Origin of the sequence: Halomonas sp. 25-S5 (assembly GCF_029889845.1) — a bacterium.
Lineage (GTDB): Bacteria > Pseudomonadota > Gammaproteobacteria > Pseudomonadales > Halomonadaceae > Halomonas.
In genome coordinates this window covers 23,711-41,777 of record NZ_JARANV010000005.1, presented here as the reverse complement: position 1 = coordinate 41,777, position 18,067 = coordinate 23,711, and the positions used below count along the sequence as shown (strand labels likewise).

Genomic DNA, 18,067 nt, shown 5'->3' with positions numbered 1-18,067 from the left:
GCCTCATCCCGTTTTCAGGGCCACCATCCGCAGTCGCAGGGCATTGGCGATCACGCTGACCGAGGAGAGCGACATCGCCGCGGCGGCGATGATCGGCGACAGCAGCAGGCCGGTGAAGGGATAGAGGATGCCGGCGGCGATCGGCACCCCCGCGGCGTTGTAGACGAAGGCGAAGAAGAGATTCTGGCGGATGTTGCGCATGGTGGCCCGCGACAGCCGGTGCGCCTCAACGATACCCATGAGGTCGCCACGCAGCAGGGTCACGCCGGCGCTCTCGATGGCCACGTCGGTGCCGGTGCCCATGGCGATGCCGACGTCGGCGGTCGCCAGGGCGGGGGCGTCGTTGACGCCGTCGCCAGCCATTACCACCACACGCCCCTCATCACGCAGGCGCTGCACCACGCGGCCCTTGTCCTCGGGGAGCACCTCGGCCTCGACCTCGTCGATGCCCAGGCGGCGCGCCACCGCCTCGGCGGAGGTGCGGTTGTCACCGGTCAGCATGACGACCCGGATACCGTCCGCCTGCAGGGCGCGGATGGCCGCCTCGGTGGTCTCCTTGACCGGGTCGGCGATGGCCACCAGCCCCGCCAGGCGGCCGTCCACGGCGGCGAAGATCACGGTGGCGCCATCGCCCCGCAGCCGCTCGGCCTCCTCCTCCAGTTCGGCCAGGGCCACCTTCTCGCTCTCCATCAGCAGACGATTGCCGAGCGCTATACGCTGGCCGTCAATCCGCCCGGTCACGCCCTTGCCGTTGGGGGAGTCGAATTCCGTGGCCTCAGAGAGCGTCACGCCCACCTCCCTGGCCTTCTCGACGATCGCCTGCGCCAGGGGGTGTTCGCTGCCGCGCTCCAGCCCCGCGGCCAGCTGCAGCAGCTCTGTTTCGTCGACGCCTTCCGCCGGGCGCAGTTCGGTCACTTGCGGCTTGCCTTCGGTCAGGGTGCCGGTCTTGTCGACCACCACGGTGTCGACCTTCTCCAGGCGCTCTAGCGCCTCGGCGTCGCGGATCAGTACGCCGGCCTGGGCACCGCGGCCCACGCCCACCATGATCGACATCGGCGTCGCCAGCCCCAGCGCGCAGGGGCAGGCGATGATCAGCACGCTGACCGCGGCGATCAGGCCGAAGGCCATGGGCGGCGCCGGCCCCCACAGCGACCAGGCAATGAAGGCCACCACGGCCACCAGGATCACCGCCGGCACGAAGACGCCGGCCACCTTGTCGGCCAGCCCCTGGATGGGCGCCCGGCTACGCTGGGCGCTGGCCACCATCTGCACGATCTGCGACAGCATGGTGTCGCGCCCCACCTTGTCGGCGCGCATGATGAACGAGCCCTGGCCGTTGATACTGCCGCCGATCACGCCATCGCCGGCCTCCTTGCGCACCGCCAGCGGCTCGCCGGTGACCATCGACTCGTCGATGTTGGAGCGTCCCTCAAGCACCTCGCCGTCCAGCGGCACCTTGTCGCCAGGCCGTACGCGCAGGCGGTCGCCGACCTCGACCTTGTCGAGGGAGACTTCCTCCTCCTGGCCGTCATCGTCGAGGCGCCGGGCGGTGGCCGGGGCCAGGTCGAGCAGGGCGCGGATCGCCCCGGAGGTCTTCTCCCGGGCCCGCAGCTCCAGGACCTGCCCCAGCAGCACCAGCACCACGATCACCGCCGACGCCTCGAAGTAGACGGCCACCGAGCCATCGGCCTGGCGGAAGGTCGCGGGGAAGATGCCCGGCACGATCGTCGCCAGCAGGCTGTAGACCAGCGCCGCCCCGGTACCGATGGCGATCAGGGTGAACATGTTGAGGCTTCGGCGCACGATGGAGCGCCAGCCGCGCACGAAGAAGGGCCAGCCCGCCCAGGCCACCACCGGCGTGGCGAGCAGCAGCTGGATCCAGTTCGAGACCTGGGGGGCGATCAGGTGATCGAGCCCGACCAGATGACCGCCCATCTCCAGCACCAGCACCGGCAGGGCGAGGGCAAGACCGATCCAGAAGCGGCGCGTCATGTCCGTCAGCTCTTCGGAAGGCCCGGTATCGGCGCTGACCGTCTCGGGTTCCAGCGCCATGCCGCAGATGGGACAGTCGCCGGGGCCCTCCTGGCGGATCTCGGGGTGCATCGGACAGGTATATATCGTGCCGGGCGGCGCCGGCTCGGCCGCTGGCGTGTCGCCCAGGTAAGCCTCGGGGTCGACCTCGAACTTCTCCCGGCACGTCGCGGAGCAGAAGTACCAGGTCGTGTCGGCGTGGGAGGCCCGGTGCTCGGTCTCGTGCGGGTCGACATCCATGCCGCAGACCGGATCCTTGACCACCCGGTGGGAAGCGTTATCAGACATCACTCACCCTCCCCGTCTGCCAAGGCAGGTGTCGGTGCGACTGGCGGGCCCAGTGGATCGATATGCCGATGCTCTTGATGTCCATCTGCCGACTCCCGGGGAGGTCAGTGGGAATGCGAATGGCCGTTATCGTCCGACGATTCACGCGATGACAGGAAAAACAATTCGCCGATCAGGATGAGCGCCATCCCTGCAACGGCAACGACGAGAACCATCGGGTCGGTGGTTGCCTTCACCCATATGAACCCCGCCAGGACGACCGCGTCCAGCAATAGGGCGACGACCAGAACGGCAGGGTTGGCGCCGACATCATGCCGAAGATGACGATAGACCCCCCAGTGAATCGCCATATCCATGATCAGATAGAAGATGATGCCAAGCGCCGCGATGCGGCTGAGATCGAAGAACACCGTCAACAGCAGGCCGAGCACGATGGTGTAGACCAGGGTATGTTTCTGGATGCTGCCCGGCATGTGGAAATGGCGATGGGGCACCAGCTTCATCTCGGTCAGCATCGCCAGCATGCGCGACACCGCGAATACGCTGGCGATGATGCCGCCTGCCGTGGCCAGCATGGCCAGGATGACGGTGAACCAGACGGCGGCCTCCCCCAGCGCGGGCCGGGCGGCGGCTGCCAACGAGTAATCCTGCGTCGCGATGATCTCGCCGAGCGACAGGTTACTGGCGACAGCGAAGCCCACCAGCGCATAGATCACCACACACAGGGCGATCGAGATCATGATCGCCCGGCCCAGGTTGCGATGGGGATCCTGGATCTCCGAGCCGCTGTTGGTGATGGTCGTGAAGCCCTTGAAGGCCAGGATGCCCAACGCGGTCGCACCCAGGAAGCCTGAAAGAGACCCTTCAGGAGCCGAAGACGAGGCCTCCATCTCCAAGGCGTCGGCGACCAGGACACCGACCACCCCGAACACGATGATGCCGCCGATCTTGATGACGCCAAGTACTGACGCAACGCCCTGGATCCACTTGTTGGCAGAGAGGTTGATCAGGAACGCGGAAAGCAACAGGGCAACGCCCAACGAGGGGACAAGCAGTGACCTGTTCTCCACATCGAAAAGCTCGAGCGTGTAGGAGCCGAAGGTTCTCGCCAGGAAGCTCTGGGCGATCACCATGGAGAAATACATCAGCAACGCATGGAAGGCGGTAGGGAGCGTCGGGCCATAGGCTTTCTGCAGATACATGCCGATGCCCCCTGCCGACGGATAGGCACGTGACATCTTGACATAGGAATAGGCGCTGAAAGAGACGATCAGGGCAGCCGACAGGAAGGCCAGCGGGAACAGGCGCCCCGTCATCTCCGCCATCTGTCCCGTCAGGGCAAAGATGCCTGCCCCGATCATCACACCTGTGCCCAGGGCAATCGCACCGACTAGCGTGAGGCTTCCTTCCTCGTACTCAGGAGTTCGATCCGTGGAGTCGGTCATCCATATCTCCTTGTCATCACAGGACGAGCTGTTTCAGGGGCATCCAGATGCCCATGGCCATCATGATCAGGTTCTCGGTCAGGGAGACGAACGGGCAGAGGTGCTCCCTGGTCTTCATGCGGAAGACGCGAGCCGTCTCGTGCTGTGCAGAAGACGCCGAAGTGACAGTGCTCATGGGTATCAACCTCCTTGCGGTACCAAGAGATAACTCGAACCCTGCGCTCACTGACGGATGGGCACATCCCCCCCCCCTCTTATTGGTTTCATCCTAGAACCCTTGGGTCACCCAAGGGTCAAGGCCTTTCTCACCGAAGCCCGTCAAGAAACCCGCCAGAGCAGGTCGTCATCTTCGAGGAGCAACAGTTTCATGCGGGAGAATCATCCCTGGAGATCGATGTTTCCGGACATGCCGGCCTCGTAGTGCCCCGGGATGTTGCAGGCGTACTCCAGGCCGTCGACGTTCTGAGGGGCGGTCCAGATGAGTTCTGCCGTCTCGCCCGGCGCGATGGTCACGGATGGCATGCTGGCAACTTGCTCCCCCTCGGCCATGCCATGGCCACCATTCCCGCCATCTCCGTGGCCACTTCCCGTCATCGCCTGCATCATTTCGCGATGCTCTTGCTGTGCGTGGGCATCGCCGATGACGAATTCATGCTCGAGGTTGCCGGTGTTGACGATCTCGAACTTGATGGTGTCGCCTGGCGCGATGTCGAGATTCTCGGAGTCGAACCACATGTCACCCGCCTCGAGCCGAACGGTGCGATCGACGTCTTCATCGCTAACCAGGGCATTGGAGCCGCCGTGCCCAGCGCCAGCGAAGGCAGTCGTCGTGGTCAGGCCCAGTGCCAGAGCCAGCAGTGTCTTGCGCATGATATGACCTCTTTGAGTCGAGTCGGGAAGGTTCACTTGTAACGTATAAACCTGAAAATAGGCTGAACTCAGCAAAAAATAGTGTCAATTCATCTCACGCCTTGACATTGGGGCTACCCATAGGTTGTAAGCTCATAGCGAAAGCTAGCCCACGCCTTGCCCAACCGGGGAAGACGACTTTTCTACCACCAGCAAGATGAGGGGAAATACCATGGTCAAGAACAAGCAGTTTCTCGCCATCATTCTGGCCGCCAGCATGGGGGTCGCCGCAAGCGGCGCTGCCTCTGCTCAAGGCATGCAGCAAGGCGGCATGGGCTACGGCCAGGGCGGCATGGGCCCCGGCATGATGGGCTACGGTCAGGGCGGCATGGGCCCCGGCATGATGGGCTACGGCCAGGGCGGCATGGGCCCCGGCATGATGGGCTACGGCCAGGGCGGTATGGGCCCCGGCATGATGGGCTATGGTCAGGGCGGTATGGGCCCCGGCATGATGGGCTACGGTCAGGGCGGTATGGGCCCCTGCATGATGATGGGCTACGGCATGATGCAGGGACTCGGCCCCGAGCAGCGTAGCGAGATGCGTGAACTGATGCAGCAGCATCGTCCCGCCCAGTTCGAACGCATGGGGCAAATGATGGACCTGCGCATGGCGCTTATGGAAGAGATGCACGCCGAGGCGCCCGACCCCGAAGAGGTGAAGTCTCTTCATGGCCAGATGGCCGAGCTTCAGGGCGAGATGATAAGTGAGATGGTACGCATGCGTAACGCCATGCTCGATTTGCTGAGCGACGAGCAGCGCGAACAGTTGAGGCAGGGCGCCTCTTCCCCCAATAGCCAACAATGACACCCGGCGCCCGCCGCCTGGCGGGCACCTCTCAGCCATCCCGCTCTCTTGCGCTGGATCAATGTGGCGACTCGCAAAACTGGCACAGAATGACGTATCGATGATGAGGACATCAGCATGACCGGCAAGGCCAGGCACCCACATCTCATCCGAGGAGGACGCCTACTGGCGTTGCTGCTCGCGGTGCTGTTGTCGATGTCCAGCCTGGCCGGCCATGCGGCCATGGACGCCTGCGCTTCCGACTGCTCGACGGCCCAGGTCGAGATCGTGGATGACACTGACCCCGAGTGCAGCGCCTGTGTGGCCTTGACCGAGTCGCCCCTCGTCACCAGCGCGCACTCTGACACCTTGGCCGGCATATCCAATCCGGCCGTGGTCGAGCACACCTCCTCACCGCCGTGCCAACCGCCAAGATCCTGACCATGCAGCCAGCACCTCGGTAACGCTGCTGGCTGCCCGTTACCGGCAATTCCTCCCCCTCTGTCAGGAGTCTTACCATGTTCAGCAACGAATGCTTCGCCCTCATGGGCTCAATGAGCTGGATGGGTTGGCTGATGCCGCTGACCATCACGCTCTTGCTTGGCCTCGGCATCGCCTCGCTCATCAAGTACCTCGTCTCATCCAACCATTCCCACCGGGAGGACCGCTCATGAATCGCCCCACCACGTCCATGTTGCTCGCCGGCGCCCTGCTGTTCGGCGCCACCAGCGCCCAGGCCGCCCTGCCGGCCGAGGCGACCCTCTACAAGAATCCCCAGTGCGGCTGCTGCGATGGCTATGCCAGACATCTCGAGGAGATGGGCATCGCGGTCACCGTCATCGACGACAGGGATCTCGGCCAGATCAAGGAAGCCTCTGGCCTCCCCTACGGACTCGGCGCCTGCCACACCATCGAGATGGGCGAGTACGTGATCGAGGGCCATGTGCCGCTGGCGGCGGTGGAGAAGCTGTTCGAGGAACGGCCGGACATCGATGGCATCGGCCTGGCCGGCATGCCCCTCGGTACACCCGGCATGCCTGGCCCTCAGCAGGCGCCCTACGAGGTCTACCAGTTCAGCGACCGGCAGGACACGGCCTTCATGACGCTCTAAGGGCCGATCCGACTCACCTCCCACGAGGGTTCGCTCAGCGGCGGATGCCGATGGTGCGCCCGGCCAGTTCCGGCCAGGCCTCGCGATCAACATGGGGAAGCTCCGTGATGGCGGGCACCACGGCCGCCGGGAACGGCGCCGGGCGGCCGGCGTCGCTGTCGATGCCCATCAGCATCTGCTCGCTGGTGGCCAGCAGGCTCTCCTCTTCGTCGAGCAGCTCGAAGAAGACGTGCAGCCGCTTGGCATCGCGATCCAGCAGGGTCAGAGCGACCCTGAGCGGCTGCCCCTCGTGGGCCTCGCGGCGGTAGCAGAGGTGCGTCTCCAGGGTATAGAGGGTGTAGCCATGGCGCGCCCGGCCTGCCTCGTCCAGGCCGATATGGTCCATCAGCGCCTCCACCGCCAGGGAGAAGACCCGGGCATATTCGGCGTCGTTCATGTGGCCGTTGTAGTCGACCCACTCGGGGGCGACGCGGCTCTCCAGGATCACCATCAGATGCGTCCCTCCAGGCCCTCGGCCTCGGGCCAGTACTTCTGCACCAGATCGAGCAGCTCGACCAGGAAGTCGTCGCGGCGGCGATCGAGCTCGGCCACCGGGCGATCGGCGGCCTGGTACTCGCAGCCCTCGACCACCTTGTCGATCAGCTCATCGGTGAGCTCCGGGGCCTCGAGCTTGGTCCAGGGCAGCTTCAGCGCCGGGCCGAACTGCTCGAGCATATGGCGCATGCCCGGCTCGCCGCCGGCCAGGTGGAAGGTCAGGAAGGTGCCCATCAGCGACCAGCGCAGGCCGCAGCCGTAGACCACGGCGGCATCGATCTCCTCGGTGGTGGCCACGCCGTCGTTGACCAGGTGCAGCGCCTCGCGCCATAGCGCCTCCATCAGGCGGTCGGCGATATGCCCCTCGATCTCGCGACGCACCACCAGCGGGCGCATGGCCAGGTCCTGGTAGAGGGATCGAGCGTGCTCGATATGCCCGGGCTCGGTGGCCACGCCGCCGACCAGCTCGACCAGCGGCAGCAGGTAGACCGGGTTGAAGGGGTGGGCGACGATCACCCGGCCCGGCGCCCGGGTGCAGTCGCGCTGCAGGTCGCTGGGCTTGAAGCCGGAGGTGGAGGAGCCGATGACCACGCCATCCTCGGTGGCGGCGTCCAGGGCGGCGAGGATCTCGCACTTGAGTTCCAGGCGCTCCGGCACGTTTTCCTGGATCAGGTCGGCACCCTGGACGGCGGATTCCAGGCTATCCGCGAAGGTCAGCCGCTCGGGGCTGGCACCCTCGGCCAGGCCCAGGCGCTCAAGCGATTCCCAGGCATTGGCGACGAAGGCGCGGGTGCGCGCGGGGGCCTCGGGGTCGGGGTCGAAGGCCACCACGTCCCAGCCGCGGGCCAGGGCGCGGGCGATCCAGCCGTTGCCGATCACCCCGGTGCCGATCACGGAGAGTTGCTGGCTCATGCCTCACCTCCTGCGGCCCGTTCAACGATCTGGCCGGTGCGCGGATCGCGCAGTGCGAGGTGGGCGCGGGTCTCGGCCGGCGTCATCACGCGGCCGCCGAGTTGCTCGATGATGGTCCCGGCCTTCTCGACCAGCTGGGCGTTGGTCGCCAGCACCCCCTTCTTCAGGTAGAGGTTGTCCTCCAGGCCGACCCGGGCGTGGCCGCCAAGCAGCATCGCCTGAGCGACCATGGGCATCTGCTGGCGGCCGATGCCGAAGGCCGCCCAGTTGGCGGTCGCCGGCAGCCTGTTACGCATCGCCAGCAGGGACTCGGTGTCGGCCTCGGCGCCCCACGGAATGCCCAGGCAGAGCTGGTAGAGGGGGTCGCCGTCGATCAGGCCCTCTTGCTGCAACTGCCGGGCGAACCAGACGTGGCCCAGATCGAAGCACTCGAGCTCCGGCTTGACCCCGGCGGCCTGCACCAGGCGGGCGTGCTCGCGCAGCCAGTCGGCGGGGTTCACGTAGACCATGTCGCCGAAGTTGAGGCTGCCGCAGTCCAGGGTGCACAGCTCCGGCAGCAGCGCGCCCACCGGCTCGTGGCGCTGGGCCGGGGTCTGGATGTCGGTACCCGGGCCGCCGCGGGTGGGGTCCTGGGCGCCGGGGATCCAGTCGCCGCCGCCGCCGGCGGTGATGTTCATGACGATGTCGACGTCTGCCTCGCGGACGCGCTCCATCACCTCACGGAAGTGGTCGACGGAGTGGCTGACGGCGCCGCTCTCGGGGTCGCGCACGTGGATGTGCGCCACGCTGGCGCCGGCCTTGGCGGCCGCGATGCAGTCGTCGGCGATCTGCCTGGGGGTGACCGGCACATTGGGGTTCTTGCCGGTGGTATCGCCGGCGCCGGTGACGGCGCAGGTCAGGATGACATGGCGGTTCACGTTCGGCCTCCTGTGGCTCAACGAGGATGTGCCTACAGTGTGCGGTCATCTTGACGTGGCGTTTTGACCAAGAACGACGAAAAATCCACACAAAACGACATTCATGCTGGCGTCAGGCCTTTACGGATCGCTGCTGCCTGGGTTCATGAATCGGAGGTGCGGGCTTCTACATGTAGGGATAAGGTGCGACAGCCAGCCAGGGGGAGGTAATGTATCGAATTGGAGCGCATGCTGGGCTACCTCCTGTCCTGGGAATTTTCTCCATTCACCCAAGTGAAACATCAAGAAACAGCATGATAACCAAGCCGACCGAAAGGCCAAACGTCGCCTTGTTCTGATGCCCGTTGCGATGGGTCTCAGGAATGATTTCGTGGCTGATAACGTAGAGCATGGCGCCGGCGGCGAACGCCAAGCCCCAAGGTAGCAGCGGCTGGGATATGCTCACGACGCTTGCGCCCAGCAAGCCGCCGATGGGTTCGACCAGGCCGGTCAGTGAGGCAATAATCCATGCCCTCCATTTGGAGTATCCTTCACCCAGCAGAGAAACCGCCACCGCCAGCCCCTCCGGCATGTTCTGCAGGCCAATCCCTAACGCCAACGGCAACCCTTTTTCGTATCCGCCAGCGCCGAAGCCAACGCCTACAGCAAGCCCTTCCGGAAAATTGTGGATGGTGATGGCAATGACGAACAACCACACTCGGCGCAGTGAATCGGCCTCGGGCCCTTCTCGTCCCTGCTGGAAATGCTCATGGGGAAGTCGTTCATTCAACAGTGCGACCGCTCCAATGCCCAACAGAATCGAGAGGCCGGCAATGGTGGCTGGCAAAGCCGTGCCACCATAGAGCAGCTCCGCTGCATCCAAGGAAGGAATTATCAGCGAGAAAAAGGAAGCTGATAGCATCACCCCGGCTGCGAAGCCCAGCGCCAGATCGCGGAAAGCGCGGTCGGGTACCTTGCCGAACAATGCGGGAAGTGCCCCAACAGCAGTGAGCAACCCGGCTGACAGGCTGCCAACAAACGCCAGGACAATCGGTGAGGCGGTTTCCATGTAGCTATCCTATTAAAGGTTCATATATGTTTTAGTCGCGGGCATTGCCATCGGCGTCATGGCCATGATATCGGCATAGCCGATGGTCACTGAGTACCTCGATGATTCGGCACTCTCCGACGTTGCCTCCCTGACACAGCAGGATCATGCGACGCAGCTCATCGCGTAAGACAGAAAGGCGCGCCAGCCTCGCTTCGACTTCCTCCAGATGGCGCTTGGCCAGGCCGTCGACGTGATCACAGGGCATGTCAGGCTGATCCGACATGTCGAGCAGCTCGCGTATCGCCTCTACGGTGAAGCCGAAGTCGCGGGCATGACGAATGAAAGTCAGTCGCTTGACGGCGTCTTCCGTATAGCGCCGCTGGTTGCCGGCATTCCGCTCGGGCGGTGGCAGCAAGCCAATCTGCTCATAGTAACGGATCGTCTGGACCTTGCATTCCGCGCGCTGGGCCAGCGTGCCGATCGACAGACTCGAAGTCTCGAAGCCAGTGGTGTCTACATTCACAGCTTGAACCTCTAGTGGCTGTAGGGAATATCCTGCGGAGAAACAGCCCTGAACGCAATGCTCGAGGATCCCCATGGTCGATCAATCGCGAAGCATGACCGCTGGAGACACCTATCGGTTCCGTATCGAGGGCGTGGTCTGTGGCGGCTGTGAGCGCAGAGTCGAGACGGCTGTAGCGCGTCAATCTGGATGAGAAGCCAGCGACAATCAGGATGAGAACCGGGGTGTCGCGGCCCCTTCGCTATTAGCCTGCCTCGCCAGGTGAACCAGGCAGTCGACGGCGGCCAACGTCATGGCGGGATCGGGAAAGATCTTGCCCCACTCGCCGAACGGCTGGTTGGCGGTGATCAGCAGCGAGCGTTGCTCATAGCGCGCTGATCAGCTCGAACAAGACGCTGGTCTCGGCCTGGTCCTTGGTGACGTAGGCCAGGTCATCGAGGATAAGCAGGTGATACTTGTCGAGCTTGGCGATGGCGGCCTCGAGGGTGAGCTCCCGACGGGCCACCTGGAGCCGCTGCACCAGGTCGGTGGTGCGAGTGTAGAACACTCGATAGCCCGCCTCCACCAGGGCCAGGCCGATGGCCGCCGCCAAATGGCTCTTGCCTCCGCCGGGGAGACCGAACATTCACGATCCTGTGTCCAGGACTTAGGCAATTACAGAGCACGATCCAGGAAGGCATGCCCTGCCGGATTGGCGTAGAGAAGAAAGACTCCGATCTGACTATTTTCGATAGGCCCGGCGGTGCCACTGTACTGGCGTTGCACCCCGGCCGAGTGCTGACCTTTCTTGATAAAGCCGGTCTCGTACAGGACCAGGACACAGTCTGGGGAGCCCAAGGTGTCGATGACCCATTGGGGAAGGACATCGCGTGCCACCTCAGCATCCCAGCGGGCACGATCCAACAAGTGCCTCACCCCATCAGGGGTGACATCTCCAAGCCACTCGGCAAGATCCCAGCCATTCTTTCGTTCGCACTGACTGAGCAGTCCCTAGAGGTAGGGTAGTCGCGATCGCACTTTTCCGAACGGGGAAAGAACGAGCCTAAACGATCCGCCTGGTCATCAAACAATACTGAGATAGAGAGATCCTTCGCTTGCATCCTTCACCATGTAATGGCTTCCATATCATTCACATGCATTTTAATTTATTCAGCTACGGCTGTAGTACTAGTCCAGATCCTTCAGCGCCGGATCATTTACCGGCGCTAAAGTGACCAGCGAGGGTGTCGATCAGTGTGTCGGCATGGTGAAGTGGTTGGTCTCCTCGCGGATGCCGCTGGGCCAGCGCTGAGTGATGGTCTTCATGCGGGTATTGAAGCGCACACCATCGGGGCCGTGCATGTGCAGCGGACCGAACAGGGAACGCTTCCAGCCGCCGAAGCTGTGGAAGGCCATGGGCACCGGGATCGGCACGTTGACGCCGACCATGCCGACCTGGATCTGCTCGCAGTACTGGCGGGCGGCGTCGCCGTCGCGGGTGAAGATGGCGGTGCCGTTGCCGAACTCATGATCGTTGATCATCTTGACCGCGTCATCGAAGCTGGCGGCCCGGGCGATGGCCAGCACGGGACCGAAGATTTCCTCGCGGTGGATGCGCATGCCCGGCGTGACGTGATCGAACAGCGACCCGCCGAGGAAGAAGCCGTCGCCCTCGATGCTTGCGTCGCGGCCATCCACCACCAGCTCGGCCCCCTCGTCCGCACCGGCCTGGATATAGCCCTTGACCTTCTCCAGGTGCTCGCGGGTGATCAGCGGGCCCATGTCGTTGTCGGGGCCGTCGACGAGGCCCGGGCCGACCCGCAGCTTGCCGAGCTCGGCCACCAGCTTCTCGCGCAGGCGGCTCGCGGTCTCCTCGCCCACCGGCACGGCCACGGAAATGGCCATGCAGCGCTCGCCGGCGGAGCCGTAGGCGGCTCCCATCAGTGCCCCGACGGCCTGGTCCAGGTCGGCATCCGGCATGATCACCATGTGGTTCTTGGCGCCGCCCAGGGCCTGTACGCGCTTGCCGTGGGCGGAGGCCGTGGCATAGATGTATTCGGCGATAGGGGTGGAGCCGACGAAGCTCACCGCCTGGACACGCTCGTCGGTGAGCAGCACGTCCACCGACTCCTTGTCACCGTTGACCACGTTGAAGACGCCGTCGGGCAGGCCGGCCTCCTGGAGCAGCTCGGCGAGGCGGTTGGAGGTGGACGGATCCTTCTCGGAGGGCTTCATCACGAAGGTGTTGCCGCAGGCCAGCGCGATGGGGAACATCCACATCGGCACCATGGCCGGGAAGTTGAACGGCGAGATGCCCGCACAGACGCCCAGCGGCTGCATCATGGAGTAGCTGTCCACCCCGGTGCCGACGTTCATGGAGTGCTCGCCCTTCTGCAGGTGCGGGATGCCGCAGGCGAACTCGACGACCTCCAGACCACGGGTCACCTCGCCCTTGGCGTCGGAGAACACCTTGCCGTGCTCGCTGGCGATCAGTCGCGCCAGCTCGTCGGCATGCGCCTCGACCAGCGCCTTGAACTTGAACAGGATGCGCGAACGCTTGAGTGGCGTGACCTTTGACCAGCCGGCGAAGGCGTCGTGTGCGACGCGCACCGCCTCGCGGGTCTCGTCGGCGGATGCCAGGTCGACCTGCGCGCTCTGCTCGCCGGTGGCGGGGTTATAGACCGGGGCGAAACGCCCGCTGCGGCCCTGGACGATGCTGCCATTGAGATAATGATGGATTTGGTGCATGGGATAAGCCTCGATGTGTCCGGTATCAATCGTGAAAAGCGCGCGTTCGTCACCCGCTCATTCGGTAACGGTGAAGCCTGCCTGCTCGGCGAGCTCCCGCAGGTTGCGATAGCCCAGGCGGGCGTAGGTCAGCGGATGCGCAACCTTGGGATCCTGCTCGGCCTCCACGACCAGCCAGCCCTGGTAGCCGCTGTCGTGGAGGTGCTTCAGAGTGGGCAGGAAATCGATGTCGCCGTCGCCGGGCACGGTGAACAGCCCGTCGAGCACGCCGTCCAGGAAGCTCTTGTCGCGGTTGCGCAGCCCTGCGAGCACCGGGAAACGCATGTCCTTGCAGTGCACGTGCTTGACGCGCGAGGAGTAACGCTGGGCGATCGCTAGGGGGTCGCCGTCGGCGCCCACCAGGTGGCCCAGGTCGAGCAGCAGTCCCACCGAGTCGCGGGTGTTGTCCATCAGTCGCTCGACATCGGCCTGGCTCTCCACCACCGTGCCCAGGTGGTGGTGATAGGCCAGGTGCACGCCCTGTGCTTTGAGATAGTCGCCGACGATGTTCATGCCCACGGTGAGGCGCTGCCAGTCGGCGTCACTGAGATGCGGCCGCTGTGACAGCGGGGTGCGCTGGTCGCCGTGAATGCAGTGGGTGACCTCGCAGAACACCATCACCTTGGCACCGCAGGCCTTGAGCAGCTCGAGGTGGTCCTTGACCGCCTCGATCTCCTCCTCCGGGCTGCGCTCCAGCAGCCGGCTGGAATACCAGCCGGAAACCAGCGACAGATCGTAACGCCCCAGCACCTTGGTCAGCGCCTCCGGCGTGCGAGGGAATTTATGGCCAAGCTCGAAGCCACTGAAGCCGGCCTCGCGGCCCTCCTCGAGGCAGACCTCGAGTGGCGTATCTCCGCCCAGGCTCGGCAGATCGTCATTGGTCCAGGTGAGGGGATTGATCCCCAGGCGTACGGTGGACATGGGCATGCTCCTGTTGGGCGGATCCAAGGCCCGCCTCGATGATTCGGAAAATGGGTAGGATCGACAAAGGCGCTGACCAGCTCAGCGATGCTGGTGCCGCTTGGCCTCGAGATACCCTTGGTAGGCCTTCTGCACTTGCTCGCGAAAGGACACCTCCGGCACGGCCACTTCCCACCAGGCGCCGCCTTCGGCGGTGCTGGGCAGAGGGTCGGTGTCCAGGGCAATCACATAAGTCTTGCTGGACTGGCGGGCGCGCTGGAGGGCCTGTTCGAGCTCGGCAATGCCGTGAACGTGTTCGGCCTGGCACCCCAATGCACGAGCATGGGCGGCGAAGTCGGTCTTGGGAGCCCCCTCGGGAACCGTTCGGCAGTCTTCGAGCAGATTGTTGAAGCCGGCGCCCCCAGTGGCCTGCTGTAGGCGGTTGATACAGCCAAAGCCCCGGTTATCGAGCACCACCACGACAAGCTTGTGTCCCAGCATCACCGAGGTAGCGAGCTCCGAGTTGTGCATCAGGTAGGAGCCATCCCCCACCATCACGAACACCTCGCGCTCGGGCCGGGCCATCTTGACGCCCAGGCCACCGGCGATCTCGTAGCCCATGCAGGAATAGCCGTACTCGACGTGGTAACTCCCAGGTCCGGCGCACTGCCAAAGTTTGTGAAGCTCTCCGGGCAGCCCCCCGGCGGCGCAGACCACGGTGCCATCCACGCCGGCCTGGCGGTTCACGGCACCGATCACCTGGGCATCGGTGGGCAGGTCGCGCCCCTCGTCAGAGGTGACCCGGGTGACGATCTCATCCCAGTCGCGTTTCAGGCCCCTCACGTGTTCGCGCCAGGCAGCGCCGGCCTCCCAGTCGCCGAGTCCGCCGGCCAGCTGCGTGAGGCCATCCCTGGCATCGCCGGTCAGTGGAAGCGCGTGGTGTTTAAGGCTGTCGAAGCGACCCACGTTCAGCGCCACCAAGGTCAGGTCGTCACGTTCGAACAACGCCCGGGACCCGGTGGTGAAATCCTGCAGGCGGGTGCCGACGGCGAGGATCAGGTCCGCCTCCTCGGCCAGCCGGTTCGCGGCGGCGCTGCCGGTGACGCCAATCGCGCCGACGGCACAAGAGTGATCATCGGGAAGGGCTCCCTTGCCGGCCTGGGTTTCGGCTACCGGCACGCCATGAACACGGGCGAAATCGGCGAGTCGCCGGCAAGCGCCGGCGTAATGAACCCCACCACCGGCGATGATCAACGGTCGCTCGGCGCGGATGAGAGCCGAAATGGCCTCCTCAAGCTCTCGAGGATCCGGCTGGGGACGTCGTATGCGGTGTATCCGAGGCGCGAAGAAGCTTACCGGATAGTCATAGGCGAAGGTCTGCACATCCTGGGGCAGTGCCAGGGTTGCTGGGCCGCAATGTTCTGGGTCGAGCAGTGTTGCCAGTGCCTGAGGCAGGCTGGTCATCAGCTGCTCAGGACGTGTGATTCGGTCGAAGTAGCGCGACACGGGCCGGAAGCAATCATTTACCGTGATTGATGGGTCACCAAAATTCTCCAGTTGCTGAAGCACCGGATCAGGGTCACGGGTCGTGAAAGTATCCCCGGGCAACAGGAGAATCGGCAGGCGGTTGGCATGGGCCAGGCCGGCGGCGGTAACCATGTTGGTGGCCCCGGGACCGATAGAGCTGGTGGCCGCCATCATCCGGCGTCGACCGTTGGCCTTGGCGAAGGCAATGGCCGTATGGGCCATGGTTTGCTCGTTATGTGCGCGAAAGGTGGGAAGGTCCTCCTGAGCGTGATAGAGCGCTTCACCGAGACCTGCCACGTTGCCGTGGCCGAAGATGGCGAAGACACCCTCGAACAGTGCTACCTCGGCACCGTCGTGCTCGATGCGCTGGGCTGCCAAGTACTTGACCAACGCCTGGGCCATGGTAAGTCGAATGGTGCTCATGACAGGGCTCCCTCGGTAGTGGGCTGGGACTGGCGCAGCCGGCGCCATGCCTCGATCAGTTCGGCATAGTTGGTCGCCACCTGGTCAATCAGTTGGGCGTCATCGAATGCACCGGCGAGCCACTTGCGGCTAGGATCGGCGAACAGGGTGCGACCTACGGTGAAGCCCTTGCACCAATCGTGGCGCGCGGCGGCGGAGAAACCACGCTTCATCTTGTCCATGGGCGCGTCCAGTCCCAGCAGGACCACACCACGGCAGTGCGGATCCTGCCTTTCAATTGTTCGGCTGACCTCTTCCCAGGCGGTATCCGACATTGCCGGCAGCTTCCACCAATCGGGGCGGATGCGCAGGTTGTAGAAGCGGTGCAGGGAGCGCGCCAGGGTGTGGTCGTCGACGTCCTGGTCGTTGGGTGGGATGACCTCGACGAGAAGCTCCAGACCGTAGGCGCAGGCCGCCCGGTAAAGCTGGCGCAGGCGGGCTTCCTGGTCGAGGCGCAGGGAGACTGGGTCGTCAGGATGGTAGAACACCAGGCACTTGATGATGTGCTCGCGCGGCCAGTGGCGCAGCTCACTGCCCAGATCGTCGCCGTGCTGGAAGCGCAGTGGCCGCGAGCTCGGCAACTCCACCGGGCGGCCGATCCACCAGCCTTTGCCAGAGGCATCGTTCAGGGCGTCCTGGCCGAAAACGTCGTCGACCAGGATGGCCGGCTTGGCGAGCCCGGTGCGGTGCGCGCCTTCCTCGGCGGCCCTGACGAGCAGTTGTTTCAACGACGGGATGCGTGCCGGGTCGGCATGGACCTCTCGGGCCATGTCGGTGAGTTGACGACGGTGGTCGAAGGCCAGGCCGCAGACCTGCGGCCAGTCCACCGGCGTTCGGGTGGTGACCCGGTGCAGGTGGTTAAGGCGGGAGTCCTGGTCGGGGCGCGGCACAGTGGCGCGGCGATCCAGGTAATCGAAGAGCTCTTCCTCGGTGGGCATGGCCGGGGCACAGCCGTGGCGCGAGACTACTAGAGCACCGCAAGCGTTGGCGTAGCTCGCGCTGGTCTCCCAATTTTCCCCACGCAACCATCCCCTCAAGAGACCGCTCATAAAGGCGTCGCCTGCGCCGAGCACGTTGAGTACCTCGACCTTGACCCCCTCGACCAAGATGCCGTCCTCGATGCACGAGGGGATCTCGCCCTCGAACACCACGCAGCCCAAGGCACCCAGCTTGCACACCAGGGTGGCGTCGCTGACCTTACGCACCGCACGCAGCGACTCCAGTGTGTCGATACTGCCACCGGCGATATGGAACTCCTCCTCGGTGCCGACAATCAGGTCGAAGTCGGAAAGCCAGGCTTGGAGATCCCCCGTCACCTGGCTATCGGCGATAAAACGGGTCTCGCCATCGCCGGGGGTAGTCAGGCCCCAGAGCACCGGGCGGTAGTCGATGTCCAGCACTCGCTTGACGCCGTGCGCGGCGGCGGCGTCCAGGGCCTTGCGGCAGGCCCGGGCGGTGGTCCCGGTGGACAGGTGGGTGCCGGTGATGGCCAGCGCCTGGGCGCTAGCGATGAAGGTCGGGTCGATGCCCTCGGCATCGATGGCCATGTCGGCGCAGTCTCGGCGGTAGAACAGCAGCGGGAAGCTATCGCGATCCTTGAGTGCCAACAGCACCAGGCCAGTGTGGCGGTCGGGGTCGGTCTGCAGGGCACTGGTGTCAACACCGGCGCGCTCGAGCTCTTCGCGCACGAAGTTGCCCATCTGCTCGTTACCGACCCGCGACAGCATGGACGACTTGAGCCCCAGGCGGGCGGTGCCGTAGGCCATGTTGCCAGAACTGCCGCCCAGGTATTTGGCGAAGCTTGAGACATCTTCCAGACGGCTGCCGATCTGTTCGGCATAGAGGTCGACGGCGACGCGGCCCAGGCAGATCAGATCCAGCGGTCTGTTGTTGGTGTTTGCTTCTTGCATATCGTCTCTCCGCGTCGC

The 18,067-nt window shown here is 64.6% G+C and carries 17 protein-coding genes and 2 pseudogenes; 4 read left to right on the top strand and 15 right to left on the bottom strand.

What is annotated here, in order from left to right:
* Window positions 1-3: 3 nt before the first annotated feature.
* The 4 genes from OP498_RS05575 to OP498_RS05560 all read right to left on the bottom strand — a co-directional run bounded on the left by OP498_RS05575 (window position 4) and on the right by OP498_RS05560 (window position 4,634).
* Entirely contained in the window at window positions 4-2,319 is a 2,316-nt protein-coding gene (locus OP498_RS05575; protein WP_280552874.1) for a heavy metal translocating P-type ATPase, read from the bottom strand.
* A gap of 104 nt (window positions 2,320-2,423) precedes the next feature.
* Window positions 2,424-3,764: an APC family permease gene (locus OP498_RS05570; RefSeq protein ID WP_280552873.1), complete on the bottom strand. Its 1,341-nt coding sequence runs from the start codon at window positions 3,762-3,764 to the stop codon at window positions 2,424-2,426.
* Between the two features lie 16 nt (window positions 3,765-3,780).
* Window positions 3,781-3,939 (bottom strand): hypothetical protein, encoded by a 159-nt coding sequence (locus OP498_RS05565; protein ID WP_280546826.1) that lies wholly within the window; start codon window positions 3,937-3,939, stop codon window positions 3,781-3,783.
* 203 nt (window positions 3,940-4,142) lie between these two features.
* Entirely contained in the window at window positions 4,143-4,634 is a 492-nt protein-coding gene (locus OP498_RS05560) for a plastocyanin/azurin family copper-binding protein (RefSeq protein ID WP_280546825.1), read from the bottom strand.
* Window positions 4,635-4,845: 211 nt separating this feature from the next.
* On the opposite strand from OP498_RS05560, the gene OP498_RS05555 reads away from it, so the two are divergent.
* The 4 genes from OP498_RS05555 to OP498_RS05540 all read left to right on the top strand — a co-directional run bounded on the left by OP498_RS05555 (window position 4,846) and on the right by OP498_RS05540 (window position 6,568).
* Window positions 4,846-5,478, top strand: a complete 633-nt coding sequence (locus OP498_RS05555; RefSeq protein ID WP_280546823.1) for a Spy/CpxP family protein refolding chaperone — start codon at window positions 4,846-4,848, stop codon at window positions 5,476-5,478.
* Between the two features lie 117 nt (window positions 5,479-5,595).
* On the top strand, window positions 5,596-5,898 hold the full coding sequence (locus OP498_RS05550; protein ID WP_280546821.1) for a hypothetical protein: 303 nt from the start codon (window positions 5,596-5,598) through the stop codon (window positions 5,896-5,898).
* A 77-nt stretch (window positions 5,899-5,975) separates the two neighbouring features.
* Window positions 5,976-6,131: a hypothetical protein gene (locus tag OP498_RS05545; RefSeq protein WP_280546819.1), complete on the top strand. Its 156-nt coding sequence runs from the start codon at window positions 5,976-5,978 to the stop codon at window positions 6,129-6,131.
* Window positions 6,128-6,568: a DUF411 domain-containing protein gene (locus OP498_RS05540; RefSeq protein WP_280546818.1), complete on the top strand. Its 441-nt coding sequence runs from the start codon at window positions 6,128-6,130 to the stop codon at window positions 6,566-6,568. The genes OP498_RS05545 and OP498_RS05540 overlap by 4 nt, the downstream gene beginning before the upstream one ends.
* Window positions 6,569-6,602: 34 nt before the next feature.
* Here the strand turns inward: OP498_RS05540 and OP498_RS05535 are convergent, their stop codons facing one another.
* The 11 genes and pseudogenes from OP498_RS05535 to iolC all read right to left on the bottom strand — a co-directional run bounded on the left by OP498_RS05535 (window position 6,603) and on the right by iolC (window position 18,049).
* Window positions 6,603-7,058, bottom strand: a complete 456-nt coding sequence (locus OP498_RS05535) for a thioesterase family protein (protein ID WP_280546817.1) — start codon at window positions 7,056-7,058, stop codon at window positions 6,603-6,605.
* Window positions 7,058-8,014: an L-carnitine dehydrogenase gene (locus OP498_RS05530; protein ID WP_280546815.1), complete on the bottom strand. Its 957-nt coding sequence runs from the start codon at window positions 8,012-8,014 to the stop codon at window positions 7,058-7,060. Before OP498_RS05530 ends, OP498_RS05535 begins: the two co-directional genes overlap by 1 nt.
* Window positions 8,011-8,931, bottom strand: a complete 921-nt coding sequence (locus OP498_RS05525; RefSeq protein ID WP_280546814.1) for a 3-keto-5-aminohexanoate cleavage protein — start codon at window positions 8,929-8,931, stop codon at window positions 8,011-8,013. The genes OP498_RS05530 and OP498_RS05525 overlap by 4 nt, the downstream gene beginning before the upstream one ends.
* Before the next feature lie 265 nt (window positions 8,932-9,196).
* Window positions 9,197-9,979, bottom strand: a complete 783-nt coding sequence (locus OP498_RS05520) for a ZIP family metal transporter (RefSeq protein WP_280552872.1) — start codon at window positions 9,977-9,979, stop codon at window positions 9,197-9,199.
* A gap of 31 nt (window positions 9,980-10,010) precedes the next feature.
* A complete protein-coding gene (locus OP498_RS05515) occupies window positions 10,011-10,559 on the bottom strand; it encodes a helix-turn-helix domain-containing protein (protein ID WP_348533474.1) in 549 nt (182 codons plus the stop codon).
* Between the two features lie 132 nt (window positions 10,560-10,691).
* Window positions 10,692-11,109 (bottom strand): annotated as a pseudogene (locus OP498_RS05510) (ATP-binding protein).
* A gap of 32 nt (window positions 11,110-11,141) precedes the next feature.
* A pseudogene (locus OP498_RS05505) lies at window positions 11,142-11,483 on the bottom strand (transposase); the annotation flags it as partial.
* A gap of 231 nt (window positions 11,484-11,714) precedes the next feature.
* Complete coding sequence (locus OP498_RS05500) at window positions 11,715-13,211, bottom strand: CoA-acylating methylmalonate-semialdehyde dehydrogenase (RefSeq protein ID WP_280552871.1); 1,497 nt, start codon at window positions 13,209-13,211, stop codon at window positions 11,715-11,717.
* 57 nt (window positions 13,212-13,268) lie between these two features.
* Window positions 13,269-14,171 (bottom strand): myo-inosose-2 dehydratase, encoded by a 903-nt coding sequence (gene iolE / locus OP498_RS05495; RefSeq protein ID WP_280552870.1) that lies wholly within the window; start codon window positions 14,169-14,171, stop codon window positions 13,269-13,271.
* 81 nt (window positions 14,172-14,252) lie between these two features.
* Window positions 14,253-16,100, bottom strand: a complete 1,848-nt coding sequence (iolD, locus tag OP498_RS05490; RefSeq protein WP_280552869.1) for a 3D-(3,5/4)-trihydroxycyclohexane-1,2-dione acylhydrolase (decyclizing) — start codon at window positions 16,098-16,100, stop codon at window positions 14,253-14,255.
* Window positions 16,097-18,049: a 5-dehydro-2-deoxygluconokinase gene (iolC, locus tag OP498_RS05485; RefSeq protein ID WP_280552868.1), complete on the bottom strand. Its 1,953-nt coding sequence runs from the start codon at window positions 18,047-18,049 to the stop codon at window positions 16,097-16,099. The genes iolD and iolC overlap by 4 nt, the downstream gene beginning before the upstream one ends.
* Between the last annotated feature and the right edge of the window lie 18 nt (window positions 18,050-18,067).

Coding starts and splice junctions, on each gene's coding strand:
- OP498_RS05520 (WP_280552872.1), bottom strand. CDS start 9,979: ATGGAAACCGCCTCACCGATTGTCCTGGCGTTTGTTGGCAGCCTGTCA.
- OP498_RS05535 (WP_280546817.1), bottom strand. CDS start 7,058: ATGGTGATCCTGGAGAGCCGCGTCGCCCCCGAGTGGGTCGACTACAAC.
- OP498_RS05540 (WP_280546818.1), top strand. CDS start 6,128: ATGAATCGCCCCACCACGTCCATGTTGCTCGCCGGCGCCCTGCTGTTC.
- OP498_RS05570 (WP_280552873.1), bottom strand. CDS start 3,764: ATGACCGACTCCACGGATCGAACTCCTGAGTACGAGGAAGGAAGCCTC.
- iolE (WP_280552870.1), bottom strand. CDS start 14,171: ATGTCCACCGTACGCCTGGGGATCAATCCCCTCACCTGGACCAATGAC.
- OP498_RS05565 (WP_280546826.1), bottom strand. CDS start 3,939: ATGAGCACTGTCACTTCGGCGTCTTCTGCACAGCACGAGACGGCTCGC.
- OP498_RS05575 (WP_280552874.1), bottom strand. CDS start 2,319: ATGTCTGATAACGCTTCCCACCGGGTGGTCAAGGATCCGGTCTGCGGC.
- OP498_RS05560 (WP_280546825.1), bottom strand. CDS start 4,634: ATGCGCAAGACACTGCTGGCTCTGGCACTGGGCCTGACCACGACGACT.
- OP498_RS05555 (WP_280546823.1), top strand. CDS start 4,846: ATGGTCAAGAACAAGCAGTTTCTCGCCATCATTCTGGCCGCCAGCATG.
- OP498_RS05530 (WP_280546815.1), bottom strand. CDS start 8,014: ATGAGCCAGCAACTCTCCGTGATCGGCACCGGGGTGATCGGCAACGGC.
- iolD (WP_280552869.1), bottom strand. CDS start 16,100: ATGAGCACCATTCGACTTACCATGGCCCAGGCGTTGGTCAAGTACTTG.
- OP498_RS05500 (WP_280552871.1), bottom strand. CDS start 13,211: ATGCACCAAATCCATCATTATCTCAATGGCAGCATCGTCCAGGGCCGC.
- OP498_RS05545 (WP_280546819.1), top strand. CDS start 5,976: ATGTTCAGCAACGAATGCTTCGCCCTCATGGGCTCAATGAGCTGGATG.
- iolC (WP_280552868.1), bottom strand. CDS start 18,049: ATGCAAGAAGCAAACACCAACAACAGACCGCTGGATCTGATCTGCCTG.
- OP498_RS05550 (WP_280546821.1), top strand. CDS start 5,596: ATGACCGGCAAGGCCAGGCACCCACATCTCATCCGAGGAGGACGCCTA.
- OP498_RS05515 (WP_348533474.1), bottom strand. CDS start 10,559: ATGGGGATCCTCGAGCATTGCGTTCAGGGCTGTTTCTCCGCAGGATAT.